The organism is Tabrizicola caldifontis (assembly GCF_004762095.1).
GTDB classification, from domain to species: Bacteria; Pseudomonadota; Alphaproteobacteria; order Rhodobacterales; family Rhodobacteraceae; genus Tabrizicola; species Tabrizicola caldifontis.
Window position 1 is genome coordinate 117473 of sequence record NZ_SIJH01000012.1, and the last position, 24797, is coordinate 142269.

General features: G+C 64.5%; 29 protein-coding genes. 13 read left to right on the forward strand and 16 right to left on the reverse strand.

Translation table 11 applies throughout. The annotated features are described in order from the left end of the window. Positions 1 to 8 precede the first annotated feature (8 nt). Genes EYB42_RS11755 through EYB42_RS11765 form a run of 3 tightly spaced genes read left to right on the forward strand, consistent with a single transcriptional unit; the run spans position 9 to position 2420 of the window. The gene (locus EYB42_RS11755) at positions 9 to 944 is read left to right on the forward strand and encodes a Gfo/Idh/MocA family protein (RefSeq protein WP_135450305.1); all 936 of its coding nucleotides are present in this window, start codon (positions 9 to 11) and stop codon (positions 942 to 944) included. Next, positions 941 to 1636, forward strand: coding sequence for an acylneuraminate cytidylyltransferase family protein (locus EYB42_RS11760; RefSeq protein ID WP_135450306.1), 696 nt, complete (start codon positions 941 to 943; stop codon positions 1634 to 1636). The genes EYB42_RS11755 and EYB42_RS11760 overlap by 4 nt, the downstream gene beginning before the upstream one ends. Then, a complete protein-coding gene (locus tag EYB42_RS11765) occupies positions 1629 to 2420 on the forward strand; it encodes an SDR family NAD(P)-dependent oxidoreductase (protein WP_135450307.1) in 792 nt (263 codons plus the stop codon). Before EYB42_RS11760 ends, EYB42_RS11765 begins: the two co-directional genes overlap by 8 nt. Here the strand turns inward: EYB42_RS11765 and EYB42_RS11770 are convergent. The 3 genes from EYB42_RS11770 to neuC are packed head-to-tail and all read right to left on the reverse strand — an operon-like array spanning position 2407 to position 6081. Further along, positions 2407 to 3723, reverse strand: a complete 1317-nt coding sequence (locus tag EYB42_RS11770; RefSeq protein WP_135450308.1) for a 3-deoxy-D-manno-octulosonic acid transferase — start codon at positions 3721 to 3723, stop codon at positions 2407 to 2409. The genes EYB42_RS11765 and EYB42_RS11770 overlap by 14 nt on opposite strands. After that, complete coding sequence (locus EYB42_RS11775) at positions 3720 to 4973, reverse strand: 3-deoxy-D-manno-octulosonic acid transferase (RefSeq protein WP_240784119.1); 1254 nt, start codon at positions 4971 to 4973, stop codon at positions 3720 to 3722. The genes EYB42_RS11770 and EYB42_RS11775 overlap by 4 nt, the downstream gene beginning before the upstream one ends. Next, a complete protein-coding gene (gene neuC / locus EYB42_RS11780; RefSeq protein ID WP_135450310.1) occupies positions 4966 to 6081 on the reverse strand; it encodes a UDP-N-acetylglucosamine 2-epimerase in 1116 nt (371 codons plus the stop codon). The genes EYB42_RS11775 and neuC overlap by 8 nt, the downstream gene beginning before the upstream one ends. 102 nt (positions 6082 to 6183) lie before the next feature. Here neuC and EYB42_RS11785 point away from each other — a divergent pair, with 102 nt between their 5' ends. Then, the gene (locus EYB42_RS11785) at positions 6184 to 6972 is read left to right on the forward strand and encodes a hypothetical protein (RefSeq protein ID WP_167851005.1); all 789 of its coding nucleotides are present in this window, start codon (positions 6184 to 6186) and stop codon (positions 6970 to 6972) included. After that, complete coding sequence (locus tag EYB42_RS11790) at positions 6969 to 7811, forward strand: hypothetical protein (protein ID WP_135450312.1); 843 nt, start codon at positions 6969 to 6971, stop codon at positions 7809 to 7811. The genes EYB42_RS11785 and EYB42_RS11790 overlap by 4 nt, the downstream gene beginning before the upstream one ends. A 35-nt stretch (positions 7812 to 7846) precedes the next feature. Here the strand turns inward: EYB42_RS11790 and EYB42_RS11795 are convergent, their stop codons facing one another. Genes EYB42_RS11795 through EYB42_RS11810 form a run of 4 tightly spaced genes read right to left on the reverse strand, consistent with a single transcriptional unit; the run spans position 7847 to position 11142 of the window. Then, positions 7847 to 8875, reverse strand: coding sequence for an N-acetylneuraminate synthase family protein (locus tag EYB42_RS11795; protein WP_135450313.1), 1029 nt, complete (start codon positions 8873 to 8875; stop codon positions 7847 to 7849). 49 nt (positions 8876 to 8924) lie between these two features. Next, positions 8925 to 9467, reverse strand: coding sequence for an RNA 2',3'-cyclic phosphodiesterase (gene thpR, locus EYB42_RS11800; protein ID WP_135450314.1), 543 nt, complete (start codon positions 9465 to 9467; stop codon positions 8925 to 8927). Next, complete coding sequence (locus tag EYB42_RS11805) at positions 9464 to 10597, reverse strand: acetoin utilization protein AcuC (RefSeq protein ID WP_135450344.1); 1134 nt, start codon at positions 10595 to 10597, stop codon at positions 9464 to 9466. Before EYB42_RS11805 ends, thpR begins: the two co-directional genes overlap by 4 nt. After that, positions 10597 to 11142, reverse strand: coding sequence for a glutathione peroxidase (locus tag EYB42_RS11810; protein ID WP_371685768.1), 546 nt, complete (start codon positions 11140 to 11142; stop codon positions 10597 to 10599). Before EYB42_RS11810 ends, EYB42_RS11805 begins: the two co-directional genes overlap by 1 nt. A gap of 193 nt (positions 11143 to 11335) precedes the next feature. Between EYB42_RS11810 and EYB42_RS11815 the strand changes: the two genes are divergently transcribed. The 5 genes from EYB42_RS11815 (at position 11336) to EYB42_RS11835 (ending at position 15290) form a co-directional block, all read left to right on the forward strand. Continuing rightward, entirely contained in the window at positions 11336 to 11767 is a 432-nt protein-coding gene (locus EYB42_RS11815) for an NUDIX hydrolase (RefSeq protein WP_240784121.1), read from the forward strand. A gap of 75 nt (positions 11768 to 11842) precedes the next feature. Then, positions 11843 to 12286, forward strand: coding sequence for a DUF1178 family protein (locus tag EYB42_RS11820; protein WP_135450316.1), 444 nt, complete (start codon positions 11843 to 11845; stop codon positions 12284 to 12286). 130 nt (positions 12287 to 12416) lie between these two features. Further along, positions 12417 to 13826: a 3-deoxy-D-manno-octulosonic acid transferase gene (locus EYB42_RS11825; RefSeq protein ID WP_135450317.1), complete on the forward strand. Its 1410-nt coding sequence runs from the start codon at positions 12417 to 12419 to the stop codon at positions 13824 to 13826. Positions 13827 to 13902: 76 nt separating this feature from the next. After that, positions 13903 to 14664: a 3-deoxy-manno-octulosonate cytidylyltransferase gene (gene kdsB / locus EYB42_RS11830; protein WP_136646395.1), complete on the forward strand. Its 762-nt coding sequence runs from the start codon at positions 13903 to 13905 to the stop codon at positions 14662 to 14664. After that, positions 14661 to 15290, forward strand: a complete 630-nt coding sequence (locus EYB42_RS11835) for an HAD family hydrolase (RefSeq protein WP_135450319.1) — start codon at positions 14661 to 14663, stop codon at positions 15288 to 15290. Before kdsB ends, EYB42_RS11835 begins: the two co-directional genes overlap by 4 nt. 132 nt (positions 15291 to 15422) lie before the next feature. Here the strand turns inward: EYB42_RS11835 and EYB42_RS11840 are convergent, their stop codons facing one another. The 3 genes from EYB42_RS11840 to EYB42_RS11850 all read right to left on the reverse strand — a co-directional run bounded on the left by EYB42_RS11840 (position 15423) and on the right by EYB42_RS11850 (position 16705). Further along, a complete protein-coding gene (locus EYB42_RS11840; RefSeq protein ID WP_135450320.1) occupies positions 15423 to 15920 on the reverse strand; it encodes a MarR family winged helix-turn-helix transcriptional regulator in 498 nt (165 codons plus the stop codon). A gap of 77 nt (positions 15921 to 15997) precedes the next feature. Beyond that, on the reverse strand, positions 15998 to 16276 hold the full coding sequence (locus tag EYB42_RS11845) for an FAD assembly factor SdhE (RefSeq protein WP_167851006.1): 279 nt from the start codon (positions 16274 to 16276) through the stop codon (positions 15998 to 16000). A gap of 15 nt (positions 16277 to 16291) precedes the next feature. After that, positions 16292 to 16705 carry a helix-turn-helix domain-containing protein gene (locus EYB42_RS11850; RefSeq protein ID WP_135450321.1) on the reverse strand — a complete coding sequence of 138 codons (414 nt, stop codon included), beginning with the start codon at positions 16703 to 16705 and terminating at the stop codon, positions 16292 to 16294. A 97-nt stretch (positions 16706 to 16802) separates the two neighbouring features. Between EYB42_RS11850 and EYB42_RS11855 the strand changes: the two genes are divergently transcribed. Both EYB42_RS11855 and EYB42_RS11860 read left to right on the forward strand, forming a co-directional pair. Continuing rightward, the gene (locus tag EYB42_RS11855; RefSeq protein WP_135450322.1) at positions 16803 to 18005 is read left to right on the forward strand and encodes a pyridoxal phosphate-dependent aminotransferase; all 1203 of its coding nucleotides are present in this window, start codon (positions 16803 to 16805) and stop codon (positions 18003 to 18005) included. Between the two features lie 81 nt (positions 18006 to 18086). After that, the gene (locus EYB42_RS11860; protein ID WP_135450323.1) at positions 18087 to 18494 is read left to right on the forward strand and encodes a hypothetical protein; all 408 of its coding nucleotides are present in this window, start codon (positions 18087 to 18089) and stop codon (positions 18492 to 18494) included. 68 nt (positions 18495 to 18562) lie between these two features. On the opposite strand, the gene EYB42_RS11865 is transcribed toward EYB42_RS11860, so the two are convergent. Beyond that, positions 18563 to 18886, reverse strand: coding sequence for a 2Fe-2S iron-sulfur cluster-binding protein (locus EYB42_RS11865; protein ID WP_135450324.1), 324 nt, complete (start codon positions 18884 to 18886; stop codon positions 18563 to 18565). Between the two features lie 107 nt (positions 18887 to 18993). Between EYB42_RS11865 and EYB42_RS11870 the strand changes: the two genes are divergently transcribed. After that, positions 18994 to 19389, forward strand: coding sequence for an OB-fold nucleic acid binding domain-containing protein (locus tag EYB42_RS11870; protein WP_135450325.1), 396 nt, complete (start codon positions 18994 to 18996; stop codon positions 19387 to 19389). A 91-nt stretch (positions 19390 to 19480) separates the two neighbouring features. Here the strand turns inward: EYB42_RS11870 and EYB42_RS11875 are convergent, their stop codons facing one another. The 5 genes from EYB42_RS11875 to gor all read right to left on the reverse strand — a co-directional run bounded on the left by EYB42_RS11875 (position 19481) and on the right by gor (position 24779). Continuing rightward, positions 19481 to 20938: a Do family serine endopeptidase gene (locus EYB42_RS11875; protein WP_240784124.1), complete on the reverse strand. Its 1458-nt coding sequence runs from the start codon at positions 20936 to 20938 to the stop codon at positions 19481 to 19483. A 139-nt stretch (positions 20939 to 21077) separates the two neighbouring features. Continuing rightward, positions 21078 to 21266: a DUF2065 domain-containing protein gene (locus EYB42_RS11880; RefSeq protein ID WP_135450326.1), complete on the reverse strand. Its 189-nt coding sequence runs from the start codon at positions 21264 to 21266 to the stop codon at positions 21078 to 21080. Continuing rightward, positions 21263 to 22168 carry a protease modulator HflC gene (hflC, locus tag EYB42_RS11885; RefSeq protein WP_371685766.1) on the reverse strand — a complete coding sequence of 302 codons (906 nt, stop codon included), beginning with the start codon at positions 22166 to 22168 and terminating at the stop codon, positions 21263 to 21265. The genes EYB42_RS11880 and hflC overlap by 4 nt, the downstream gene beginning before the upstream one ends. Further along, entirely contained in the window at positions 22168 to 23343 is a 1176-nt protein-coding gene (gene hflK, locus EYB42_RS11890; protein ID WP_135450328.1) for an FtsH protease activity modulator HflK, read from the reverse strand. Before hflK ends, hflC begins: the two co-directional genes overlap by 1 nt. Before the next feature lie 77 nt (positions 23344 to 23420). Then, a complete protein-coding gene (gene gor / locus EYB42_RS11895) occupies positions 23421 to 24779 on the reverse strand; it encodes a glutathione-disulfide reductase (protein ID WP_135450329.1) in 1359 nt (452 codons plus the stop codon). Between the last annotated feature and the right edge of the window lie 18 nt (positions 24780 to 24797).

Below are 24797 nucleotides of genomic sequence, written 5' to 3' on the forward strand. Positions count from 1 at the left end.
GGGGCGACATGCGCGTTCTTGTCATCGGATCCGGGTCCATCGGGCGGCGGCATCACAACAATCTTCAGGCGTTGGGGGCCAGCTCCAGGCTGCTCTCGTGGCGGGCCGAGGGGCTGGGGGGGGCGCTGGCAGCGATGACGGATGCCGAGGCGGTGGTTGTGGCGACTGCCACCGACATTCGCCTGCCGCTGATCGAGGCGGTCGCTGCGCGGGGGCTGCCGCTTTATGTCGAAAAACCGCTTGCCTTCCGGCCCGATGAGGTTGAGGCGATTGCCGAGGTCGCAGCTTCCGTCGCGGACCGCTCGATGCTGGGCTACATGCTGCGCTATCATCCGGCTGTGCGCGCGCTGGCCGAGGCCGACCTGTCGGACGTGTTCCAGTTCGCGCTGACCATAGGCCACGACGTCACGCAATGGCGACAGAACTGGCGCTTTTCCGAAAGCTACGCCGCAAGGGCCGAAGGCGGCGGTGTGCTGCTGGACCTGTGCCACGAGCTGGACCTTGCTGCCTGCCTGTTTGTGGGTCTTGAGATCACGCGGGTCGAAAGTCTGGGTCATCCCGCCTTCCCCGGGGTAGATTTCGCCAGCCGGATTTCCTTGCGTCGTCAAGGGCTTGTTGGTGACGTGTCGATGGATTACCTGACCCCGCTGCTGCACCGCCGCACGACGCTGCGCGGGACGGAAAGGATGCACGACTTCGACTTCGCCGCGCAGATCTATCAGGTGACCGAAGACACGGGCCTGCGGCAGATGGATCATCCGCTGGAACGCAACGCCATGTTCCTTGCCGCGATGCGGGATTTTCTCGCGCTGGCATCCGGGGGGGCGCCCTCGGATAATCCGCTGCTGCCGCGGCTTGATCTCTGCCTGCCATCGGCCCGCCTCGTCGCCGAAGCCTGGTCGCAGCGCACCTTCGTTGGCGAGATCACGAAGGAGATTCCATGATCCTTGGCCACATCGGCGCGCGGAAGGGCTCGAAAGGCGTGCCGCGCAAGAACTTCCGCATGATCCACGGCAAGCCGCTGATCGACTGGTCGCTGGACCAGTTGCTGCAACATCCGATGGTCGATGCCGTGGTGGTTTCGACCGATGACGAGGAAATCTACGAACACGCGGTTGCGAGGGGCTGCCTGAAGATCGGCCTGCGCCCGGCGCATCTGGCAACAGACACGGCGGGCAAATGGGGGGTCTGGCAGCACGCGCTGGCTGCGTCCGAGGCGCTGATCGGCCCGGTGGATGTGTTCCTGGATCTCGACTGCACGTCGCCCCTGCGGCTGCCGGAGGACATAACGAATGCCTTGGTGCTTTACAAAAACGAACATCCAGACCTGGTTATGAGTTGCTGCGAGGCCCGAAAGAATCCATATTTCAACCTTGTCGAACCGGATGCCACCGGGGCACTGCATGTGTCGAAACCGCTGCCCGGAGGTGTGGTCGCACGGCAGCAGGCGCCGGTGGTCTATGAACATGCGGCATCGACCTATGTGGTCGATCCGGCCTATCTGAAACGGGCGAAAGGGCTGTGGGAAGGGCGCGTCATTCCCTATCTGATGCCGCCAGAACGCTGCGTCGATATCGATACGCCGCTTGATTTCCGAATTGTCGAATGCCTGATGCAGGAGGCCCGGAATGGCTGAGCAACTGAAGGGGCGCACCGTCTTCATCACCGGGTCGGGGGGGGTGCTTGGCTCTACCTATGTGAGGCGGATGCTGGCCGAGGGGGCGCGGGTCATCGCATCCGATCTTCCCGGCAAGCGCGCCGAGGCCCTGATCGAGGCACATGGGGCAAACCCTGACTTCCGCTTCTATCCGCTGGACGTGGCGAACGAGGATGAGGTGACCAGTATCTTCCAGCGCATCCTGAAGGATGGCTGGGAGCCGAACGTGGTGCTGAACAATGCAGCCATCACCGGGGAACTGTTGATGGGTGCAGGACAGCCCTTCCCCGACTTCGCCGATCTCAAGGTCAGCGACTGGGAAAAGACCCTGCGGACGAACCTGACGGGGCCTTTCATGATCGCCCGGCAGATGGACCGCGACATCGTGGGCAAATGGCCCTGTACGCTGATCAACGTGGCCAGCATGTATGCCCTGAATGGCGCGCATCACAGGATCTACGAAGGGATGCCGTTCAAGAACTTCTCGGCCTACGGGGTGACCAAGGCGGGGATTCACGGGCTGACGGTCTGGCTTGCCGGCTATTGGGCGCCGAGAGGGGCGACGGTGAACACCATCGCGCCGGGGGCCGTGTTCAACGGCCATTCCGAGGAATTCCAGCGCCGGGTGGGCGAACTGATCATGCTGGAACGGATGGCAAGGCCCGACGAGATCGCCGATGCAATGCTGTTCCTGGCCAGCGCCCAGGCCGGTTACATGACCGGACAGATGATCAACGTGGACGGCGGCTTCAGCGCCTGGTGAGCGCGCGGTCCAGGGCAGCCAGCGTACGCGCCGTCGCCCCGGCATGGGCGGCAAAGAAGCTTTCGATCGCCTCGGGCGGCGGGCCTGGCCAGCCGGTCAGGGCCTCGCTCAGGGCCTCGGGCGTTTCCACCCGCAGGCAGACACCGGCCGCGATGGCCTCGACAGCCGGGTATTCGATGGTGTGGATCTCGGGGCCAACGATCACGGGGCGCTTCAGGGCCAGCGGCTCGATGATGTTGTGCGCCCCGTAAGGGGTGAAGCCACCTCCGGTCACCACGCGGTCGGCAAGGGCGATGTAGAAATACATCTCGCCAAGGGAATCGCCCAGAAGAAGATCGGGGCCGCTGCCCGACAAGGCCCCCCCTTCCCACAAGGGGAAGGCGGGCGTCTTCGGGGCAAGTGTGGCGTCAAGGCTTTCGGACCGTCGGATTGCCGCAAGACCGCGCCTTGCGACCAGCCGGGCCACATCGTCAAACCGTTCGGGCTTCCGCGGCACATAGACCACGAAGGGCCGCGAGGGATGACCAAGGGCGGCGATGATCGCATCAAGATAAAGCTCATCTTCGCCCTCGACCGCAGAGGCGAAGGTGACGACCGGGCGCCCTTCGGCCAGCAAGGGGCGAACCCTTTCGGCGGCGCCCAGCAGATGCGCCGGGATGGGCTGGTCAAAGCGCAGCTCTCCGGTCACGGCGATGTTCGGAACACCGACCGAGGCGAAGCGCCGCGCCTGAAGGTCGGATTTCACGAATGCCCCGGCATAGTTCTGCATCAGCTTGTGACGCAAGGTGAACCTTGCATCCCTGGTCATTGATTTCGTGGGATATTGTGCGTTGCACATGAAAAGCGGGACAGCCGATTTTCGCGCGGCAAAGATCATGCGCGGCCAGATTTCGATTTCCATGACCAGCCCGGCCCGCGGCCGGAAGGCGCGGAAGAAGCCGGCATAGGCCCAGGATGTTTCGAAGGGAACCCACACCGCGGCCATCCGCCCGGCGGCAATCTCGGCGGGGAAGGCGCGTTCTGCCTCACGCCGGCCGGCGGGGGTGAAATGCGTGGTTACGACCGTCTCGCCCCGATCCAGCAGGGCGCGGATCAGCGGAACGGCCGAGCGCATCTCGCCCAGTGACACGGCGTGGACCCAGACCGAACCGGGCAGGCGCTGGCGGTAGCGGCCGAAGCGTTCGGCAAGGTGGCGACCATAAAGTGCATCCTTTCGCCCGCGCCAGACAAGGTAAAGCAGCACAACCGGCAGGCCCAGATGCCACAGAAGCGACCAGAGGCGCAGGAACACCCACAGCGTCATGCCAGGCCCGCCAGATCGAGAAGCTCTTCGGCCAGAGGGGCCAGGGCCCCCTGTGCCGCCTGCGACAGCGCCAGTGCGCGACTGGCCATCTCCGAATGGTCGGTTTTGAGGGCGGTGACAAGCGTTTCGGCCTGAACGGGCAACGCGGCCCCTGCGTGATGCAGGGTGGCAAAGTCGGCAGCGAAGTTGCCGACCCGCGGTCCGTGCAGGATGGCCGAGCCAAGCGCGGCAGGCTCCCACGGGTTATGGCCCTCGGTCGGGCCGAAGGTTCCGCCGATCAGGGTAGCAGGACAGACGCGATACCACAGGCCCATTTCGCCGAGAGTATCCACGACCCAGATGTCACCGGTCGGCCCCGCACCTGAACTGCGCAGAGTGGCTGCAAGACCGTGTTCGGCAGCGCGGGCGGCGATTTCCGCCCCCCGACGGGGGTCTCGGGGTGCAATAAGGACCGGCGGCATCGCTTCGGCGTCGCGCAGCGCGGACAGGACAACGAATTCGTCCTCGGGGTGGGACGAGGCAATCAGAACCGGCCGACGCCCCGCCAGCAGGTTCCGCGCCTCTGCCAGCGCCCTAGGATCGGCTGCAAGTGGCGGAGCGGCCGCTTTGAATGACCCGGTCACGCGGACATCACGCGCGCCCAGCGCGGCAAGATGGCGCGCTGTCGCTTCATCCTGTGCGGCGACAAGGCGGAACCGACCGAAAAGATCGGCGTACAGCCCCTGCCAGCGCGCGCGCCGGCCAAAGGCCGCGGCGTTCATTCGGGCGTTCACCAGGGCCAGCGGAATCTGCCGGGCATCGGCGGCGACAACCGCACCTGGCCAGAGGTCCTGTTCGGCCCAGACCGACAGAGAGGGACGCCAGTGATCGAGGAATCGGTTCAGATAGGCCGGGGCATCCAGCGGCAGGAACTGGTGGCAGGTGCGCGGCGGCAGATTGGCCGCAAACACCTCGGCCGACCCCCGGGTTGTGGAAGTGACCAGGAAGTGCGCATCCGACGCTGCGGCCAGGGCGGCGATCAGGCCTCGCAGCGCAAGGGTTTCGCCAAGCCCGACAGCATGAAGCCAGACCAGCGGCCCGTCCGGTCGGGCCCTGGTCGGCTGGCCAAGCTTTTCCTGCCACCTGTCCGGCAGTTCCTTTCCCCGGGCAAGGCGGCGCCGCAGCAGCATCGGTGCGACCAGCGGTATCCCGCGGGACGCCGCAAGATAGGCTGCCAGTGCGGGGCTTCGGACAGCCGGGGGCCTAGTCACGGAAGGCCTTCTGCAGGCTCAGCGTCCAGAACTCGGGTCGGGCCAGCGTCTTGACGAAGCGTTCGGCGGCAGTGCCCTGGCCGAAACCTGCATGCGGCTTGGTCTGCCGGCCCCAGTGGGTGCGCAGGAACTCGAGTATGGTGGCGCGGTCGTCGGCCTCGCAGGCGGTGACCGAGGGGGCATCCGACCGGTTGGACTGGCGGGTGCCGATATCCAGCGAAGGCAGGCCGAGGAAGGGCGCCTCGCGGACCCCGGCGGAAGAGTTGCCGACCATGCAGGCGGCATTCTTCATCAACTCCGAGAAATGAGCGAAGCGCATCGAGGGCAGCAGACGGAAACGGTCCTTCGGAAGCCTTTCGAGAACGTCAAAGATCGCGGCACTGCCGGGGTCGTTGTTTGGGGCAATCACTACGAAGTGGCGGCCACTTTCGATCAGCGCGTCAAAAAGCTGCTGTGCCTGATGTCCGATGGTGTCCTGTTCGCTGGTCACGGGATGGAAGGTGACGATGCCGTATTCGTCGAAGGGGATGGCATAATGAGCGCGCACCTCGTCCAGCGTGACGCCCGAGGGGCGGGCGTGAAAGTCAAGCTCGGGTGACCCGATGACATGGATCGTCTCGTCCGGTTCCCCCAGCGCGCGGACGCGGCGGGCGGCGGTGTCAGAGGAGACGAAATGGTAGGTGCAGAGCTTGGTGTTGCAGTGGCGGAAGACCTCGTCGATGGTGCCCGAGACCTCGCCCCCCTCGACATGGGCCGAGCGGATGTAATTCGTGGCCGCCACCAGCGCACCGGCCAGCGCCTCGACCCGATCGCCATGCAGGATGATCAGATCCGGCCGCGCCCGGTGGACGAAGGCAGAAAAGCCGGTGACCGTTCGGGCAAGGATCAGATCCTGCGGGTCGCCTTCCCGCTGGTTGACGAACTCCTCGACCCCGACACCGGCCATGCGGCGCACCTCGTTCCGGGTCAGGCCATAGCGGTCCATCATGTGCATGCCGGTGACGAAGAAGGTGACCCGGTGGCCTGCATCCCGCGCAGCGGCGGCCAGCGGCTCCAGCTTGCCGAAATCGGCGCGCGTGCCGGTGAGGAAGAGGAGGTGGCGGGTCATGGGGCCAGCCCTGTTTGTCGTGCAGGTAGCGGGTATGGACAGGATGCGCCCGATTGTCTAGCCATGCAGTCCACCGAAGCGCCTCTCATGCCCGGAGGGCCGATGCCGCAAGACCGCGTCGTTCTATGCATGAAATGGGGAACGCTGTTTCCTGCCGATTATGTGAACGTCCTGTTTAGGGCTGCCAGCAGGCATCTGACCCCAGGCTTCCGCTTCATTTGCCTGACCGACCGGACAGAGGGGCTGGACTCGGGGATCGTCACCGCACCGATCCCCGACATCGGTCTGACACCCGGGCAGATTCGTGCGCCAGGAGTGTGGAGGAAGCTCGCCCTGTTCCACCCCGATGTTGCCGCGCTTGCTCCGGGTGCGCGTGCGCTGGTCATCGACCTGGACATGGTGATCCTTGGCCCGCTCGACCAGTTCTTTGCGACGAAGGGCGGAATTATCTTGCTGGACACCGGACACGACTGGCGCGGGCGTGACCCTGTGCAGCCATCGACCGGGGTCTTTGCTTTCACTTTAGGGGAACAGCACCACATCCTACGCCTATTTCAGGCTGACCCGACAGGCGCAATGGCAAGGTTTCGTAACGAACAGGATTTCGTCGCCGCGCACGCAACGGATGTTTCGCTTTGGCCGACGGGTGCAGTCATCAGCTTCAAGCGCCACCTGGCGCGTCGGTATGGTCGCGATTTGATACTGCTGCCGCCAGCTCCCGCCCCCGGCCCTTCGATTCTGGCTTTTCACGGCGACCCGCGCCCAGCGGACTTGTTGCGGGCCGGGATCTGGGGCCGGTTTCCGCATGTCGGCCGGGGACCAGTTGGCTGGCTACAAGAATATTGGATCAGACACGGCGCATCACTAGAGTTCATACGAAAACAATCATGAGGATTTCTGTTTTTCGAAAAGACAGGAAGAATGTCGGGGACTGGTGGTCGGTCCCCGCGCGGTATTTTGACGTTTCGAAGGATGGCAATTACGATCTTGCTCGGCCGGAAGAAATTCCGAATGAACCAGGTATAGTCGTCCTGGGAGGTGGAGGCTTGGGTCGGAAAAATTTCGAGCCATTCATCCGATCACTACTGCGAGAGGACCGGAAGTACATCGTCATAGGTTGGGGAATAGGGGCTGACTCGGTTACGCTGTCCGGCAAAATCCTTCCAAAACCCACTGATATGCAACAATTGTTGTCTTATTTTGATGGACTAGACGAAATCGGCACACGCATTCATAACGGAATTGCCAGCTATCCGGACGCAAGATACCGCTGGGTTCCATGTGCCTCATGCTTGAGTCCCTTTTTCGACGAACTGCGTGAAACTCCAATTAAATATCGGATGGGCTTTTACGAACACCTCCGGGAACCTCTTGCCAAGCATCTTGGCGGCCGTGGATGGATATTGAGGCGGCTTGTCGGCGGTTGCAGATTTCTTTCCAATCGCGGGATTGACCTGCGGTCGAAACTACAATTTCTGGCTGAATCGGAATTCGTAATTACCAACAGCTATCACGGTGTGTTCTGGGGCACACTTCTTGCTCGTAAAGTAGTCTGCGTACCGTTCAAGAACGGCCTATTCTCATTCAAGCACGCCCCCGCATATCTCGATATTGACGGGATCGAGTCAGCCATGGATAGGGCAGTTTCCTACCCTGATGCCTTGGAAGAGTGTCGCAACGCAAACAAGGCCTTCCATGCAGAAATGACAGCCAAGTACGGCGCCCTGTGATTTTCTTGCCGGGATCATCATACTGGCATTCTGGCTCACCCCAAGTCCTCCCATCTCAACTGCGTGTTCCGCGTCACGGCCCGCTTCAGCCGCTTGCCCACCACCTTGTCGAAGTCATAGGCCGCGATCTCGCCCGAGCCCGGACGCCGCGCCCAGATGTCGGCCTCGGCGATCACATGGCCCTCGGGCAGGTCGCGGTCGACCACAACCGAGCCGCGGGCGAAGCGATAGACATCCTCCTCGGGCGCGGACCGTTGCTTGGGGTTGTTCGCGGCGATCCAGATCTCCTTCGACCGGTCGATCAGGAAGCGCAGTTCCGCCGGGTCCATCGAGTTGATGATGTCCGGCCCCTTGCGATAGCGCGTGTCGGTGTAATGCCGTTCCAGGATGCAGGCGCCCAGCGCCACCGAGGCCAGTGCCATTTCCGGCCCGATGGAATGGTCGGAAAAGCCCACCACCGCTTTCGGGAAGGCCTCGCGCAGTTCGGTCACCCCGCGCAGGCTGACGATCTCGGCCGGGCTGGGGTAAAGGTTGGTGCATTCCAGCAGCGCATAATCCACCCCGGCCCGGTCGAGGATGTCCACGCTGGCGCGGATCGTCTCGATCGTCTGCATCCCCGTGGACAGGATCACCGGCTTGCCCTTCCGCGCGATGTGGCGGATCAGCGGCAGGTTGTCGGCCTCGCCCGAGCCGATCTTGTAGGCCGGCACGTCCAGCGTTTCCAGGAAATCCGCCGCCGCCCGACTGAAGGGGGTCGAGATCCAGATCATCCCCAGGCTTTCGGTGTAACGCTTCAGCTCCGCCTCTTCGTCAAGCGACAGGGCGCAGCGTTCCATCACATGCCAGATCGAGACATCGGCGTTCGGCGGGAAGATCGACTTCGCCTCCTCCGTCATCTCGTCCTCGATGATGTGGGTCTGGTGCTTGATCATCTCGCAGCCGGCACCGGCGGCCAGGCGCACCATCTCCTTCGCCACGGCCAGATCGCCGCCGTGGTTGATGCCGATCTCGGCGATGACAAGGGGGGGATGGCCGGGGCCGATCTCGCGGTGAGCGATCTTCATGGGGGGTCTCCGTGGTTGGCATCCGTCGTGCGTCAGCCGGCCGCGCCTGTCAAGCAAGCGGATAGCGCGCCAGCACCTCATAGCGCGCGGTCTTGCCACCCAGGTGGCTTTGCCAGAGCGTCAGTTCCGTCACCACCCAAGGCGCGGTGCGGAAGCCTGCGCCAAGCGCGATCGCGCGTTCCAGCCGCGCGGCGTCTATCGGGTCGGGGGGCGGAAATCGACCGAGCGTGACATGCGGCAAGAACTTCCGCGCGTCGATCGGACAGCCGGCGCGGCGGGCGATGGTCTCGACCTTGGCTTGTAGCCGGCTCAGCTCTGGCGATGGTGCCACCCCCGCCCAGGCCGTGTGGGGCCGGTCCTTGCCGAACAGGCCAAGCCCCTGCAAGGCAAGGGCAAACCTTTCCACATGTAGGGCCTCGAACCCCTGGTGCGCGGCCTCTAGCGCCGGTTCGGGGCAGTTGCCCAGAAAGACCAGGGTCAGATGGAGGTTTTCGGGTTCGACCCGCCGCGGCAGCGGCAGAAGGAATTGCTGCACCTGACAGGCGGCTCGCACCGCTTGCGGCAGGTCGATGCCCAGGAAGGCCCGGATCATCGCTGCGCAAGCCTTGCCAGCCGGTCGCGGACCTCGGGCCGGACGTGGCCTTCGCGCGGGGCGTCGAGCAGCGTGGTCAGCATGACGGGTTCGGGCGCGGGCCGACCGCCGCCGCCCCAGCTCAGGCCCCCCAGCACTGCCTGCGCTGCCTTGGGCAGACGGTCTGGCAGATCATGCCCCGCCAGTCTGCCCCATATCGCCGTCCACAGCCGCCCGACCGACCAGGGGTTGTAGCCCCCACCGCCCAGTACCATGACGCGAGGAGCCAGCGGGATAAGCGCCTCCAGCGCCTCGAGGTAGGCCCGGTTCGACAGCGCCAGACGCGACAGCGGATCTTCCAGCAGACTGTCTGCGCCGCATTGCAGGACCAGCGCCTCGGGCCGGAACTCCGCCACCCGCGGCAGGATCAGCCCGTGCAGCACCGCCCTCGCCTCGCTGTCGTTGTAGCCCTTCGGCACCGGCATGTTGAAGGCGCTGCCGTCAGCCGCATCCTCCAGCGCGCCGGTGAAGGGCCAGCGCCCCTCTTCGTGGACCGAGATCATCCGCACCCCCGGGTCACCGGCAAACGCCAGTTCCACCCCATCGCAATGATGCGCGTCCAGATCGACATAGGCAATGCGCGAAAGGCCGGCGCCCTGCAACACCCGGATCCCCAGCACCACATCGTTCAGATAGCAGAACCCGTTCGCGCGGCCGGGCAGCCCATGATGCGTGCCGCCACCGGGGACATGGATCACCCCCGGCGTGCCCGCCAGAAGTTCGGCCGCAAGCATCGTGCCTCCTGCCCCGGTGGCAGGGCGGCGATAGACCTCGGGGAAAACCGGGTTGGACAAGGTTCCCAGGTGGTAGCGGCGGCGCATGTCCTCGGTCGCATGGCCTAGGGTCTCGGCCCGTTGCAGGGCGGCGATGTAGGCAGGATCGTGCCAGAGTGTGAGCGCCACCGGCTTGGCGCAGGGGCTGGCGCGATAGGTATGCGGCGGCAGCCAGCCAAGCGCACGGGCAAGGTCGATCACGGTCGGCACGCGGGGCACCCGCAGCGGATGCCCCGGACCATAGGACGAACCGCGATATATCTCTGATCCGATGAAAAGCGGCGCCGCAGCCTGGGCTTTCGGCGGTGGGCCCTGGATCACTTCAGCATGGCCTCGATCCGGCCAGCAATCGCGGCGCTTTCGGGCTTGACCCCCGCGCCCCAGGTTCCGGCGATGGAGCCGTCAGGCGCTATCAGCACCTTGTTGAAATTCCACCGCGGGACAAAGCCGGCGACGTCACGCACCCAGGCATAGAACGGGTGCGCCGTGCGGCCGCGGACATGGGTGATTTCGGTCATCGGAAGGGTGATGTCGAAGTTCAGTTCGCAGTATTCCTTGACCGCAGCCTCGTCGGCAAGCTCCTGATTGAAGTCGTTAGAGGGCACAGCAAGGATCAGTGCGCGGTCGCCGTAACGCTCGTGCATCGCCTGCAACGCATCGAACTGGCCGGCATAGCCGCACAGCGATGCGGTGTTGACCACCAGCACCGGCTTGCCGCGCCAGTCGGTCAGGTCGATCTCTCCCCCGTCGATCGAGGAAAAGCGGAACCTTTCCGCCGCAAGCACGGGAAGCGCCATCAGAAATGCCAGAACTGCCGCCAGAACCGCCCGCATCGACCACCCCTTCTGCCCGAATTCGTTCAAGGGAAGGTAATCCTGACCGCAAATGGGTCAAATCCATGGGAAAAGCCTGTAAAACGCTTGTGATCCGTGCCATCTTGACCCTGAGGCAGCTACAGGTGGCCAGACCCGGAAACCGGGCGGCAGGAATGGCAAGGCAATGGGTAGAAGCGACAAGATAGCAGCATTCAGTGGTGACCGCGGTTCTGGCGTGCGGATGCAATATGGTGCCCTTTGCTGGCGCGAAGGCGAAAAGGGTGTTGAGGTTTTGCTAATCACCAGCCGGGATACCGGGCGTTGGGTTATTCCCAAGGGTTGGCCGGTGGCGGGCCTGGCCCCCGAGGACACGGCCGCCAAGGAAGCCTGGGAGGAAGCCGGGGTCAAGGGCGTGACGAACCCGGTTTGCCTTGGCCGTTACGGCTATCACAAGGTTCTGGGGGCGACAGCGCAGGTGCCTTGCGCGGTGGCGGTCTATGGCCTGCGGGTCGAACGGCTGGCCGACAAGTTTCCAGAGGCCGGGGAACGGCGCCGCGCCTGGTTCCCCCCTGCCACGGCTGCCGGACTGGTGAATGAACCTGACCTCGCCGCGCTGATTGCCAGCTTCAGGCCGCCGCAGAAGGGGCGCCCGGGACCGATTTCAGGGGAATAGTGCCCAGACACTCACCCATTGACCTTGGCGCGGCAATCCTTAGCTATTGCCCGTTGTGACCGCAGGACCCGGGCGATGATCCGCTACAGTCTGAAATGCAAGGCCGGGCACGGCTTTGACAGTTGGTTCCAGAATGCCGAGGCCTTCTCGGCGCTTCAGTCCGCCGGCCAGGTGGCCTGTCCAATCTGCGGCACGACTTCGGTCGAAAAGTCACTCATGGCCCCTGCCGTGCGCCCGTCCCGGAAGGCAGAGGCCCGGGCCATGCGGGCGGATGCCCCCGCACTGACCGAGCCTCAGTCGGAGCTGGAAGCCGCCATCGCAGCCCTGCGCCGCCAGATCGAAGAGAATTCCGACTACGTCGGCATGAACTTTGCCACCGAGGCACGGCGGATGCATCTTGGCGAAGTGCCGGAACGTCCGATCCACGGCGAGGCGCGGCTTGAAGAAGCGCGAAAGTTGATCGAGGAAGGGGTGCCGGTTGCCCCCCTGCCCTTCCTGCCTGCCCGCAAGGTGAACTGAGGCTCACGCTCTCCAACGATCGGCCGAAACGCCATCGCGTTCTGCCCGGCAGCGCGATCGACAGGCGTTGACCTTGCCGGAAATCCGGTTCAAGCCGCGCGTCACAGGATCAGGGCAACGGATTTCCGAGATGCCGTTCTTCGACTGCCTTGGCCTGATCCTGTCAGGCAGATCTGCGGCGGCCGGCAAGGGATCGCGAATGGGTTTCACGGAAGCGGAACGCAAGGCCTGGGCCGACATGCGGGTGCAGGAGCGGCTGCTCCTGCACCTCTATCGTCTGGTAACCCGGCTTCTTCCGGACAGGCTGATAACAATGGTCCTGCGCCGCATCGCCGACCGAAAACCCGACGAAGAAGACCCTGACAGGATCGGCGAACGTCTGGCCCTTGGCATGGCGGCGCGACCCGAGGGCCGGCTGGTCTGGATGAACGCCATAGGCCCTGGCGACGCCACCATGCTCTTGCCGCTTATCCGGGCGGTTCTGGCACATGACGACACGACCATCTGTCTGGTCACGACACGCACGGCCTCGGCCCAGAGGGTGTTCGCCCGCTTCCGTGGGCTGAATCGTGTCATCGTACAGCTCATGCCATTGGACAAGCCGTCGGCGATCCGCCGCTTCCTTGACCATTGGCGCCCCGAACTTGCAATCTACGGCGAGCTGGAAACCTGGCCGAACGCGCTGACGGAACTGAAGGCGCGGGCCGTGCCGGTTGCGCTGGTGAACGCCCAACTGAACGGCAGGCTGGGCCGGGCACTGCGCCGGAAGCCCGGCATCGCCAGGTGGATGGCGGCGCATATCGACTATCTGCATCTGTTCACCGAAGCCGAAGCGCGCGAAGCCAGAGACTGGTTCCGCCAGGACTGCCAGATCGTCGTTGCCCGCAACCTGAAGATGGATGCACCCGCTCTGCCGGTCTCGACCGAAATCACCGGCGCGGTGCGGGCAGCCTGGGGTAGTGCGCCAGTCCTGACCTGTGCCTCGGTTGCCAATTCCGAGATCGGCCGCCTGCTGGAAGCGACAAGGATCCTGCGGCAGTATCTTCCCGATCTGCGGCTGATCCTCGTGCCACGCTGGATCGATCAGGGCGCTGCGATTGCCGATCAGGTCCGCGAAACAGGCATGCCTTTCACACGGCGGTCGGCAGGTAAGCTGCCGGCACCGCAGGATGTCGTCCTTGTTGCCGACAGCTATGGCGAAATGGGTAACTGGATCGACCTCGCCTTCGTGGTGTTCATGGGCCATACGTTCGACCGGGGCATCGGTCACAACCCGTTCGAACCGATAGCCCAGCGCCGGATGATCCTGTCAGGCTCAATCCCAAGCCTTCTGCACGCCGATTACCAGTATCTGGCCGACCAGGGCCTGTGTCATGTGACCCCGGATGCCGCCGCAGTCGCCGGAACGGCCCTGCGGCTGTGGCGGGATCCTGCGCTGCGGCAGCGTGGCTTCGAAGGGCACGAAGCGGCGCGCGGCTTTTCGGCGCGGATGACGGAGGAGATGCTGGCCCTGCGCGGTGGATCACGCACCGTTGGCTGATACGGCACAACTTGCTGGCCCGCGACCCCCGACTGGCGTAAAGCTGTCCGAGGAGCATTCTTCAGCGATAGTCTACATGCCAGACCGCATTGTTGCCCTGATTCCCGCCCGCATGGAAAGTTCGCGGCTGCCGGGTAAGCCGCTGCTCGACATCTGCGGCCTGCCGATGATCGTTCATGTTGCGCGGCGCACCTTGCTGTCGAACCGTGTGGATCAGGTGGTCGTCTGCACGGATTCCGTCGAGATCCTGCTGGCCTGCGAACAGCACGGAGTGGACGTCTGCCTTACCCGTGCCAGCCATGTCAACGGTACCGAACGCATCGCCGAGGCCAGCGAAGCCCTTGGACTGACCGACCAAGACATCATCATCGACGTTCAGGGGGACGAGCCCTTCGTTCGCCCTGAATATGTCGAGCAGGTCGCCGATTTCATGGCATCGACTGATTACCGCTGCGTCGTGCCCTATCAGTTGATGGACGACTACGACAACGTCAACCGGGTCAAGATCGTGGCCAGCGGCGACCGGGTCATCTATTTTTCGCGCAGCGATATTCCCTGCTATTTCGGAGCCTTGCGCCAGCCGCTGAAAAAGCACCTCAGCGTGATCGGTTTCCGTCTGCCCGCCCTGCGCGCCTTCGCCGCCGCCCGGCCAACCCCGCTGGAAGACATCGAGCGGATCGAGCTGATGCGGCTGATCGAGCTGGGCGAACCGATCGGAACTTTTCCCCAGGAAGGCTCCAGCCTGTCTGTCGACACACCCGAGGACTACAGGCTGGCCTGCCGGATGATGGAGCGGGACACCCTTTTTCTTGAGCAGATCGCGGGGGCCAGGACATGACGACGGTGGTCAGGCACGTCTCCTTCGATCTGGATGGAACACTGATCGATTCCTTCGACGTCATGCGCGAATCCTGGGAGGCAGCGACCCGCGAACTGGGCATCCGGTGCGGCTTCGAACGCTACCGGAACTATGTCGGCCTGCCATTCGACCGGATTCTCGACAACCTCGGCCTTTCGGACATGCGGGTCGAACTGGCCTCTCTCTACTTTGCGGGCACGCGCGCCCGGCAAGACCGGATCACTGTCGTTGAAGGTGCGGCAGAGATTCTGGACAAAGTGCGGCAGCGCGGGTTTGGGTCTTCCGTCATCACATCGAAGCCGCGAGCCAATGCCGAACCGCTGTTGCGCGATCTTGGTCTTGCGGTCGATCTGCTGATCTGCGCCGACGATGTTGCGCGCGGCAAGCCAGACCCGATGTCAGCCCACCTTCTTTGCAGCCGGTTTGACCTGGCACCGGCCGAGGTGCTTTATGTCGGGGACATGGTTTTCGACCTCCAGTTCGCAATCAACGGCGGACTGCAATTCCTGATGTTCACCAACCAGGGCCGAAACCGTTTGCCTGCCAATCTCCGCAACCCATTGCGCACTGTCGCGACACTTGCGGAAGTGGCATCCAGTTTCTGAGCTTGCCGGGAATCATCGCCAATGCCTGCCCGGGGCACTGAGCATCATCACAGCCAGCGACCCGCCCCGCGCTTGACCTGAATCCTTGCAGGCCCGCTGCTACGCCCGTGGCCGCCGTCACGCACACCGGGGTCAATAGATATAGCGGATCTGGTCGGCCCAGAACCGTTCCATCCGTCTGAGCGCAAGGTTGATGTCGTCCATCCCCTTGGCATCGATCAGGTTGCGGCGTTGCATGCCTTCGGCATGCCGGGCAAAGAGATCGCACAACAGCCCGCGCACCTGTCGCCCCTTTTCGGTCAGCCGCACCCGCACCGAACGGCGGTCGATTTCGGATCTCTGGTGATGCATGTAGCCCAGCTCCACCAGCTTCTTCAGGTTGTAGCTGACGTTCGATCCCTGGTAGTAGCCGCGCGACTTCAGCTCGCCCGCCGTCACCTCGTTCTCGCCGATATTGAACAGCAGAAGCGCCTGGACCGAATTGATTTCCAGAATGCCCAGACGTTCGAATTCGTCCTTGATCACATCCAGCAACAGGCGATGCAGCCGCTCTACCAGACCGAGATTGTCAAGATAGCAGGACAGGAATGCCTTCTGCGAACCGTCCAGCACCGGGGCAAGGTTTGACATACCGTTTCTCCACCGTTCGGATCGGCACAGAATCGGCACAACCGGAAAACATTCCGTAAACTTCGCTGACGCCTGCCTCAGATATCCCGGAAAAGCCGCGCGCGGGCGAAAGCGGCGATCCGTTCCAGCAACGGCGCCAGCGTCGGCGGGGGCGCCGACTGGCCAAGGATCCAGGCCATCAGATCCTGGTCGTTCTCTGACAGGATCGCATCGTAGGTGGCGAGGTCCGTCTCGTCCAGACTGGCCAGATGCGCATCGGCAAAGGGGCCAAGGATCAGATCCATTTCCTTGGTCCCCCGCCTCCAGGACCGCATCGACATCCGCTTCAGCCGTGTTTCCACCGTCTCGCCCGTCATGTCAGCACCGTCTTCCTAGGCCGCAGAGCGCATCGCCTGCCGCATGTCACGCTCTAGCTGCGCCAGATCCTCGGCAAGCTCCAGGGCACGCGCCCGCATACGCCGCAGATCGGCCAAGGTTGCCTCGGCCGCCGGCGTCAGGGGTATGGGGCCCGCATCGGGGCCGGCCAGACCGTCGCCCTCAGCGGTCAGCAGCCAGCCTATCGAGACGTTCAGCATTCCAGCCAGCATCTGCAACCGGTTGCCCCGCGGCTCGGCCAGGTCTTCCTCCCAGTTCTGCAAGGTGGTCAGGCGAACCCCCAGACGCTGGGCCAGATCTGCCTGGGTCAGGCCCGCAGCCTCGCGCGCGCCGGCCAGTCGGTCGCCGAAGGTTGCCACGTCGGGGGCATACCAGTCGTTCTGCGGGGTTTCGGGGCTGCTTTCCGCCATCAGGCCTCTCCTTACTGCGATATCGCTTGTGTCGGTTGGGGGGCCACCCTAAGACCTGCAGCCGAAAATCGCAAACCGCCTGACGGAGTTACCGCCGATGGCCTTCCTGTCCGACACGCTTTCCCGCGTCAAACCTTCGCCCACCATCGCCGTGACCAGCAAGGCGGCACAGCTGAAGGCCGAGGGCCGAGACGTGATCGGACTGGGCGCGGGCGAGCCCGATTTCGACACGCCCGAGCACATCCGCGAGGCTGCCAAACGCGCGATCGATGCCGGGCGCACGCGCTATACGGCGGTCGATGGCATCCCCGAGCTGAAGGCCGCAATCTGCGCCAAGTTCCTGAAGGAAAATGGCCTGACCTACACGCCTGGGCAGGTATCGGTGGGCACCGGCGGCAAGCAGATCCTCTACAACGCGCTGATGGCGACGTTGAATCCGGGCGACGAGGTCATCATCCCTGCGCCCTACTGGGTAAGCTATCCCGACATGGTGCTGCTGGCCGGCGGCACGCCGGTGCCGGTCGTGGCGGGGATCGAGACCGGGTTCAAGCTGACGGCCGACCAGCTGGAAGCCGCGATCACGCCGAAGACCAAGTGGTTCATCTTCAACAGCCCTTCGAACCCGACGGGCGCGGGCTACACGCGCAGCGAACTGAAGGCGCTGACGGAGGTTCTGATGCGCCATCCGCATGTCTGGGTGATGTCTGACGACATGTATGAACACCTCGTCTTCGATGACTTCGAATTCTGCACCCCGGCCGAGGTGGAACCCGGCCTCTACGACCGCACGCTGACCTGCAACGGCGTATCCAAGGCCTATGCGATGACCGGCTGGCGGATCGGCTATGCTGCCGGCCCCGTGGCGCTGATCAAGGCCATGGGAACGATCCAGTCGCAATCGACGTCGAACCCCTGTTCCATCAGCCAGTATGCCGCGCTGGAGGCGTTGTCGGGACCGCAGGACTTTCTGGCCGACTGGCGTCGGGTGTTCCAGGGGCGGCGCGATCTGGTGGTGTCGATGCTGAACCAGGCGCCGGGCATCCGCTGCCCGAAACCGGAAGGCGCCTTCTATGTCTATCCCGACATCTCGGCCCTGATCGGCAAGGCCACGCCAGCAGGCACCGTCATCACCAACGACGAGGTCTTCGCGACTGCGCTTCTGGAGGAAACCGGCGTTGCCGTGGTCTTTGGCGCAGCCTTCGGCCTGTCGCCGAATTTCCGCGTCAGCTATGCCACCTCGGACGAGGTGCTGCGCGAGGCCTGCGCCCGGATCCAGCGCTTCTGTGCCTCTCTGGTCTGATCCGCACGGCTTGACGGACCGGCCGCACTGGGGAAGGAATGGCGGGCGTGGTGGTGCCGCCCAGCCATACCGGAGTCATGCATGAGCATCGAGTTGCCCGAGTACTACTTTCGCGTCCGCGAGAACGGTGCCGTGGTCTTCCGGGTCGGCACGGAAAACCGCCAGCGCCGGATCGAGATGGACGAGATCGCGGTGGTGAACGTCAGGAACGGCAACATCAAGCCGCATGGCAATGTCACGCTGACCGATGCGGACATGGCCGCGATCAAGAACTGGATTGCGGCCCGTCAGGCCCAGCTTGCGGCGCGCGAGGTGGATGACATCCTGCGCACGGTCGATCACCTGAACCTGACGACGCAATGGGCGCAGTCGCGGGCGACGGACGAACAGCTGGAGGCGGTGACGGACGTGCTGCTGCTGACTATGCACGACCTGCGCTCGGTCCTGGTGCGCAAGAAGGCCGAACGGCTGGCCAAACCCGGCGACTGACCCCCTGTTCGTTCGACGCCCTGTCCCTGCCGGCCGGCAAGGACATGACGTCATCGGCGCGCCTTGGCTCAGATCTGCTTTTCCGGTATCTGCACCCGCAGCCCATCAAGCGCGTCGGTAACCTTCAGCTGGCACGTCAGGCGCGACCGCACCGGGTCGGGGTTCCATGCGAAATCCAGCATGTCCTGCTCCATGCTGTCCTTGGGGGGCAGCCGGTCCACCCAGGCGGGATCGACATAGACATGGCAGGTCGAACAGGCGCAGGCACCGCCACAATCGGCCTCGATCCCCGGAATGCCGTTGTCGCGCGCGCCTTCCATCACGGTCAGGCCATTCGGCACGTCCACGACATGTTCGCGGCCGGAGTGTTCGACATAGGTGATCTTTGCCATTCTCGTCTCCCGGGGGGTCTTTGGCATTGGACATAGGCCAAATTCCGCGGCTTTGCCAGAGGGGCGCGGCGCTTGCCGCTGCTCGCGGATGTTCTATTATTGTTCCTATGCCTGATTGTCCCCCGCCCCCTGGCCGCAACTGGCCCCGCCCGCCCCTGGCCCTGCCTGCCGCACGGCTTGCCGAGCCGCCGCATGGCGCAAGGGTCACGGTGGCAGGGCTGGTTCTGGTGCGGCAGCGGCCGGGCACGGCCAAGGGGGTGATCTTCGTCACGCTGGAGGACGAGACGGGCACCGCAAATGTGGTCGTCTGGGCGCAGGTCTACGAACGTTTCCGCCGCGCGGTGATCGCCGGGCGGCTGCTGCGCGTCACCGGACGGCTGCAACGCGAGGCAGGGGTGGTTCACGTGGTCGCCGAGCTTATCGAGGATCTTTCCCCGCTGCTCGACCACCTTCTGGACCCCGGCTTCCGTCCCGACGGTGTGCGGGCGGGCGATCAACCCTGAAGACCCCACCAGGCACCTTCGTCGGCACAAGCTGATCCTGCGCCTCTTGGCGGCAAGACAACGCCCGCCGCCATGTCGGTTCAACCTGCCACTATTCGATCGACAGAGCGACGAAGCGCGGATCACCACCGCGGCGGACCATGACAAGAATCGACTTCCTGCCCGCAGCCTTGGCCTCGGCGATCCGATCCTCAAGATCCTGAAGTCCTGTAACTGGGAGCTGCCCGACTTCGGTAATCACCTCGCCTTCCTGCAACCCCTTCGTGAAGGCCTCGGATGACGGATCCACCGCCAGGATTGCGAGCCCCTGCGCCGAGGCTTCCAGCCCCAGGCGTGAACGGATCTCGTCATCCAGAGGTGCAAGCGTCAGGCCAAGCGTCTCGGTCTGCTTCGGCTCATCGGCGCCCGGCGCGGACGCAGGAACGGCCGCGGCCTCGGCCTCTTCGCGCCGGCCAAGCGTCACGGAAAGCGTCTCGGTCCGGCCGTTCCGCAGAACGATCACCGGCACGGCCTTTCCGATCGGGGCATCGGCCACACGACGGGTCAGGTCACCCGCGCTGGTCACCGGCTGACCATCGAAACCGGTGATGACATCCCCTGCCAGCACACCGGCTTCCTTTGCCGGACCGTCCGGCACCTGTGTCACCAGCGCCCCCGCGGCCTCGGCCAGGCCCATCGCCTCGGCGACATCCGGTGTCACGTCCTGGATGCGCACGCCCAGCCAGCCACGGCGCGTTTCGCCGAATTGCTTCAGCTGATCCACAACCTTCGCCACGACATTGGATGACATCGAGAAGCCGATCCCGATCGACCCCCCGTTCGGGGACAGGATTGCCGTGTTCACGCCGATCACCTGCCCGTCCATGTTGAAGAGCGGGCCGCCCGAGTTGCCGCGGTTGATCGCGGCATCGGTCTGGATGTAGTCGTCATATGCCCCACGGTTCAACTCGCGGCCGCGGGCCGAAACGATCCCGGCGCTGACCGAGAACCCCTGGCCAAGGGGGTTGCCCATCGCCATGACCCAATCGCCCACGCGCATGAGGTCGGAATTACCGAAGGTCACGAAGGACAAAGGCTCGCCCGCCTCGACCTTCAGCAGCGCGATGTCGGTCTTGGGATCCTTGCCCACGACCTTGGCGGGAAGCTTCTTGCCCGAAAAGAACTCGATCATGATTTCATCGGCGCCTTCGATGACGTGGTTGTTCGTCACGATGTAGCCGTCTTCCGAGATCACGAAACCCGAACCCAGGGCTTCGGACCGCTGCGCACCACCTCCGCCACCGGGCCCACCGAAATCGTCGAAGAAGTCCTGGAACGGGTTGCCCTCGGGCAAACGCGGCATTCCGTTCGTCGGAGCGGCGACTAGCGCCGAGGTGGTGATGTTCACGACCGCCGGGCTGACCTGCTGTGCCAGGTCGGCAAAGCTTTCCGGCGCCCCGAACGCCTGCACTTCGGCGGCCGGAGCGAGGCTGAGACCGAAGCCCAGAACCAGCGCCAGAAGCGTGCTGGACCGAAGCGCGTTGCGGATTGAGGGGGTAAGATCGGGCACGACGTTGACTCCTGTTCATCGGTCGGAGTGGCGGACGCGCTGGTCGCGCCCGGCGAGACACGGACGAAAGAACAATTAGTGAAGCGGCGGCGCAATGCAAACCCCGTCACAAGGCATCAAGGCCATGTGAAGGAATTTGTCACCCGCCGCGCGCCAGCCAGACCAGAACCACACCCAGGGCCAGCGCGCCCAGCCCGATCATCCGCCGGCGTTCCTCGCTGAAGGTCAGGATCAGACGCAGCGCATCCTCGATGCGGCGAGGGGCCAGTGCAAGCACCAGCCCCTCGACGGCAAGCACCAGCCCAATGGCCAGAAGCACGAAGCTCATGGTGCCGCGGGCGCCACCGGGGCAGGCGCGGCCACAGCAGGCGCCCTGTCGCTGCGCAGATAGTCGAAGAACTCGCTGTCGGGCTGCATCACGATCGACGAATTCTGGCCCTTCAGACTGGCCTCGTAGGCCGACAGTGACCGGATGAAGGCGAAGAACTCCGGATCCAGGCCATAGGCTTCCGCCAGGATCCGGTTGCGTTCCGCATCGGCCTCACCGCGGATGACATCGGCCTGACGCCGGGCGTCCGAGGTCAACTCGACCACGGTCCGATCTGCGGCGGCGCGAACACGCTGTGCCGCTTCGCCACCGCGGGCGATCTCGTCGGCCGCTTCGCGTTCGCGTTCCGCCCGCATGCGGGCGAAGGTCGCCGCCAGGTTCTGCTCGGGCAGGTCTGTGCGGGTCAGGCGCACGTCGATCACCTCGATGCCAAGGTTGGCGGCCTGACGCCGGGCGATGTCGCGGATGCGGTTCATCAGCGCGGTGCGGTCTTCCGACAGCACGCGGTTCGAAGGCACCGAACCCAGCACTTCCTGGATCGCGGGGTTCACGATTCCTTCAAGGCGCCGCAGTGCCGCCGTTTCGCCGCCGGTGCCGACGGCTTCGCGGAACTCGACCAGGTTGACGATGCGCCAGCGCGCGAAGGCATCGACCACGAGGCGGCGGTCATCCAGCATCGTGACTTCGATCGGCGTGGTCGGCAGGCCGAGGATACGGTCTTCGTAGTAGACGACCTCCTGAATGAAGGGCAGCTTGAAGCCAAGGCCCGCATCCTCTTTCACCTGGGCGACCTGACCGAATTGCAGCACCAGCGCCTTCTTGCGTTCGTCCACGATGAAGATCGACGACAGGCCGATCACCAGGAGCACGGCGATTACGGGAAGAATGACAATCGCGCGCATCAGTTGGTTCCTCCCGTCGAAGACGCGGCCGCGGGTGCGGTCGTGCCCCGTCCAAGTTCGTTCAAGGGCAGGAAGGGCAGCACACCCTGTCCGCCCTCGCCGCCGGCAACGCCGTCAAGGATGACCTTGTTCATGCCACCGAACACCCGTTCCATCGTCTCGATGTAAAGCCGCCGCCGGGTGACCTCGGGGGCCTTCACATATTCCTCGTATACGGAAAGGAACCGCGCGGCCTCACCCTGGGCAGTGTTGACCGCCTGGGCGCGATAGGCCTCGGCCTCTTCCAGAAGCTGCGCTGCCGCGCCGCGGGCACCCGCAGTCACGCGGTTCGCGTAGGCGTCGGCCTCCTTCTCCAGGGTGTCGCGCTGCTGCTGAGCAGCCTGCACTTCGCGGAAGGCGTCGATCACCTCACGCGGGGGCTGGGCACGTTGCAGGTTCACGCGGATCACGTTGATGCCGGCATTGTAGCTGTCCAGCGTGCCCTGGATCGACTGCTGCACGTCCGCCGCGATCACACCCCGGTCACGGTTCAGGATCGGCGAAAGTTCCGACCGCGCCACGATGTCGCGCATCGCGCTTTCGCTGACGGCGCGGATCGTGTCCTCGGGGTCGGCCAGGTTGAACAGGTATTTCTCGGGGTCCGATATGTTCCAGACCACCTGAAAGCCGATATCCACGATGTTCTGGTCGCGCGTCAGCATCAGGCCGCTGTCGTTGCCGCCCGCAGAGATGCCGATGTCGGTCGTCCGTTCGCCCGTCACCTGGACCTTTTCGTACGTCACGACCGGCCACGGCGCAAAGTTCAGGCCCGGATTGCCCACACCCGCACTTTCGCCCAGGAACAGTTCGACCGACCGTTCTTCGGGCCGGACCGTGTAGAACGACATGAAGCTCCACAGCGCCACCGCCGCCAGTGCGCCCAGCGCGACACCCTGCCGGGTGATCATCGGCCCGCCCGCGCCGCCGCCCGAACCGCCGCCAAAGCCGCCCCGGCCGCGACCGCCCATCAGCACGCGCAGCTGTTCCTGACCGCGCTTCATCAGCTGGTCGATCTCGGGGATCTGGGGGCCCGGGTCGCCGCGACGCCCGCCGCGACGGTCGTCGTCGCCGCCCCTGTTCCGGTCGTCGCCGCCCGAACCGCCTCCGCCCCCCCAGGGACCTCCGCTTCCTGCCATTGATCAGAACCTCTCTATTCTTCTGTTGCCTTAGCTGTGCATCTCTGCCCGGAAATCAAGCCGATGAAATGACACAATCAGGCCGTTCGGACCGGTTTTCGCATCGTGACCAGTTCTTCGGCCATGGTGGGGTGAACCGCGCAGGTCCGATCGAAGTCTTCCTTCGTCGCCCCCATGCGAATCGCAATGGCCGCCATCTGGATCAGTTCCCCCGCCTCGGGCGCCACGATGTGGCAACCCAGAACCTTGCGCGTTGCCCGACTGACGACAAGCTTCATCAGAACCCGGTCGCCATGCCCGGCAAAGGCGCTGCGCATCGGACGGAAGGCCGTGGCGTAAACCTCGATCGGCTCCTGCTCGCGCGCAGCCTCTTCGGTCAGGCCGACCGATCCCAGTTCGGGCTGCGTAAAGACCGCCGAGGCGACAAGTTCGTGGTCAAAGGCAGTGGGACGCCCGCCGAAGACGGTATCGGCAAAGGCATGGCCCTCGCGAATGGCCACCGGGGTCAGGTTAATGCGGCCGGTCACGTCGCCGACGGCATGGATCGATGGCACGGCAGTCTGGCTGAACCGGTCGACGATCACTTCTCCCATGCGGCCAAGCCTGACGCCAAGTTCGGCCAGGCCCAGGCCTTCGGTATTGGGCCGGCGGCCGGTGGCCGACAGCACCAGGTCATATTCCCGGTCCGCCCCGTCGGTCGTCACCGCCCGGATGCCGCCCGATGTGCGTTCCAGCCGCATCACGTCGGTGCCGCACCTTATCTCGATCCCGGCGGCCTGCATGCCGGTGGCGACATGGCCGCGTGCCTCGTCATCGAACCCGCGCAGGATCTGCGCACCGCGGTAAACCTGAGTGACCTTCACCCCCAGACCGTTCAGGATGCAGGCAAATTCGCTGGCGATATAGCCACCGCCCACGATCAGCGCACGGTCCGGCAGGGCGGGAAGGTGGAACATCTCGTTCGAGGTGACGGCAAGCTCGGCCCCGGGAATGTCAGGCACGAATGGGCGGCCACCCGTGGCAACCAGAATGTGCTTGGCCGTGACCTCCTGCCCCGTGGCAAGCCGCACCCGGTGCGGATCGACAAGCGTGGCGCGTGTGTCGTGAAGCGTCACCCCGGCATTGATCAGCGTATTGCGATAGGCATTTTCCAGCCGGTCCAGTTCGGTTTCCAGCCGGCCGCGGAAGGCTGCCCAATCGAAGCGGGTATCCCACATCTCCCAGCCGTAGGCGCGGGCCTCTTCGAAGGCTGCCGGAAAGCCCGAGGCATAGACCATCAGCTTCTTCGGCACGCAGCCCCGGATGACGCAGGTGCCGCCCATCCGGCTTTCCTCGGCCAGGCCCACCTTCGCGCCCCAGTCACCTGCCGCAACGCGCGCCGCCCTCACCCCGCCCGAGCCGCCACCGATGACGAAGAGATCGTAGTCGAAGGTCATTTCCGATTCCGTCTGCCG

What these genes read in the sequence shown, in the direction of transcription:
- EYB42_RS11755 (WP_135450305.1), top strand. Translation starts at nt 9, where the DNA reads ATGCGCGTTCTTGTCATCGGATCCGGGTCCATCGGGCGGCGGCATCAC.
- EYB42_RS11760 (WP_135450306.1), top strand. Translation starts at nt 941, where the DNA reads ATGATCCTTGGCCACATCGGCGCGCGGAAGGGCTCGAAAGGCGTGCCG.
- EYB42_RS11765 (WP_135450307.1), top strand. Translation starts at nt 1,629, where the DNA reads ATGGCTGAGCAACTGAAGGGGCGCACCGTCTTCATCACCGGGTCGGGG.
- EYB42_RS11770 (WP_135450308.1), bottom strand. Translation starts at nt 3,723, where the DNA reads ATGACGCTGTGGGTGTTCCTGCGCCTCTGGTCGCTTCTGTGGCATCTG.
- neuC (WP_135450310.1), bottom strand. Translation starts at nt 6,081, where the DNA reads ATGACCCGCCACCTCCTCTTCCTCACCGGCACGCGCGCCGATTTCGGC.
- EYB42_RS11785 (WP_167851005.1), top strand. Translation starts at nt 6,184, where the DNA reads ATGCCGCAAGACCGCGTCGTTCTATGCATGAAATGGGGAACGCTGTTT.
- EYB42_RS11790 (WP_135450312.1), top strand. Translation starts at nt 6,969, where the DNA reads ATGAGGATTTCTGTTTTTCGAAAAGACAGGAAGAATGTCGGGGACTGG.
- EYB42_RS11795 (WP_135450313.1), bottom strand. Translation starts at nt 8,875, where the DNA reads ATGAAGATCGCTCACCGCGAGATCGGCCCCGGCCATCCCCCCCTTGTC.
- thpR (WP_135450314.1), bottom strand. Translation starts at nt 9,467, where the DNA reads ATGATCCGGGCCTTCCTGGGCATCGACCTGCCGCAAGCGGTGCGAGCC.
- EYB42_RS11815 (WP_240784121.1), top strand. Translation starts at nt 11,336, where the DNA reads ATGCAATATGGTGCCCTTTGCTGGCGCGAAGGCGAAAAGGGTGTTGAG.
- EYB42_RS11820 (WP_135450316.1), top strand. Translation starts at nt 11,843, where the DNA reads ATGATCCGCTACAGTCTGAAATGCAAGGCCGGGCACGGCTTTGACAGT.
- EYB42_RS11825 (WP_135450317.1), top strand. Translation starts at nt 12,417, where the DNA reads ATGCCGTTCTTCGACTGCCTTGGCCTGATCCTGTCAGGCAGATCTGCG.
- kdsB (WP_136646395.1), top strand. Translation starts at nt 13,903, where the DNA reads ATGCCAGACCGCATTGTTGCCCTGATTCCCGCCCGCATGGAAAGTTCG.
- EYB42_RS11835 (WP_135450319.1), top strand. Translation starts at nt 14,661, where the DNA reads ATGACGACGGTGGTCAGGCACGTCTCCTTCGATCTGGATGGAACACTG.
- EYB42_RS11840 (WP_135450320.1), bottom strand. Translation starts at nt 15,920, where the DNA reads ATGTCAAACCTTGCCCCGGTGCTGGACGGTTCGCAGAAGGCATTCCTG.
- EYB42_RS11845 (WP_167851006.1), bottom strand. Translation starts at nt 16,276, where the DNA reads ATGACGGGCGAGACGGTGGAAACACGGCTGAAGCGGATGTCGATGCGG.
- EYB42_RS11850 (WP_135450321.1), bottom strand. Translation starts at nt 16,705, where the DNA reads ATGGCGGAAAGCAGCCCCGAAACCCCGCAGAACGACTGGTATGCCCCC.
- EYB42_RS11855 (WP_135450322.1), top strand. Translation starts at nt 16,803, where the DNA reads ATGGCCTTCCTGTCCGACACGCTTTCCCGCGTCAAACCTTCGCCCACC.
- EYB42_RS11860 (WP_135450323.1), top strand. Translation starts at nt 18,087, where the DNA reads ATGAGCATCGAGTTGCCCGAGTACTACTTTCGCGTCCGCGAGAACGGT.
- EYB42_RS11865 (WP_135450324.1), bottom strand. Translation starts at nt 18,886, where the DNA reads ATGGCAAAGATCACCTATGTCGAACACTCCGGCCGCGAACATGTCGTG.
- EYB42_RS11870 (WP_135450325.1), top strand. Translation starts at nt 18,994, where the DNA reads ATGCCTGATTGTCCCCCGCCCCCTGGCCGCAACTGGCCCCGCCCGCCC.
- EYB42_RS11880 (WP_135450326.1), bottom strand. Translation starts at nt 21,266, where the DNA reads ATGAGCTTCGTGCTTCTGGCCATTGGGCTGGTGCTTGCCGTCGAGGGG.
- hflC (WP_371685766.1), bottom strand. Translation starts at nt 22,168, where the DNA reads ATGCGCGCGATTGTCATTCTTCCCGTAATCGCCGTGCTCCTGGTGATC.
- hflK (WP_135450328.1), bottom strand. Translation starts at nt 23,343, where the DNA reads ATGGCAGGAAGCGGAGGTCCCTGGGGGGGCGGAGGCGGTTCGGGCGGC.
- gor (WP_135450329.1), bottom strand. Translation starts at nt 24,779, where the DNA reads ATGACCTTCGACTACGATCTCTTCGTCATCGGTGGCGGCTCGGGCGGG.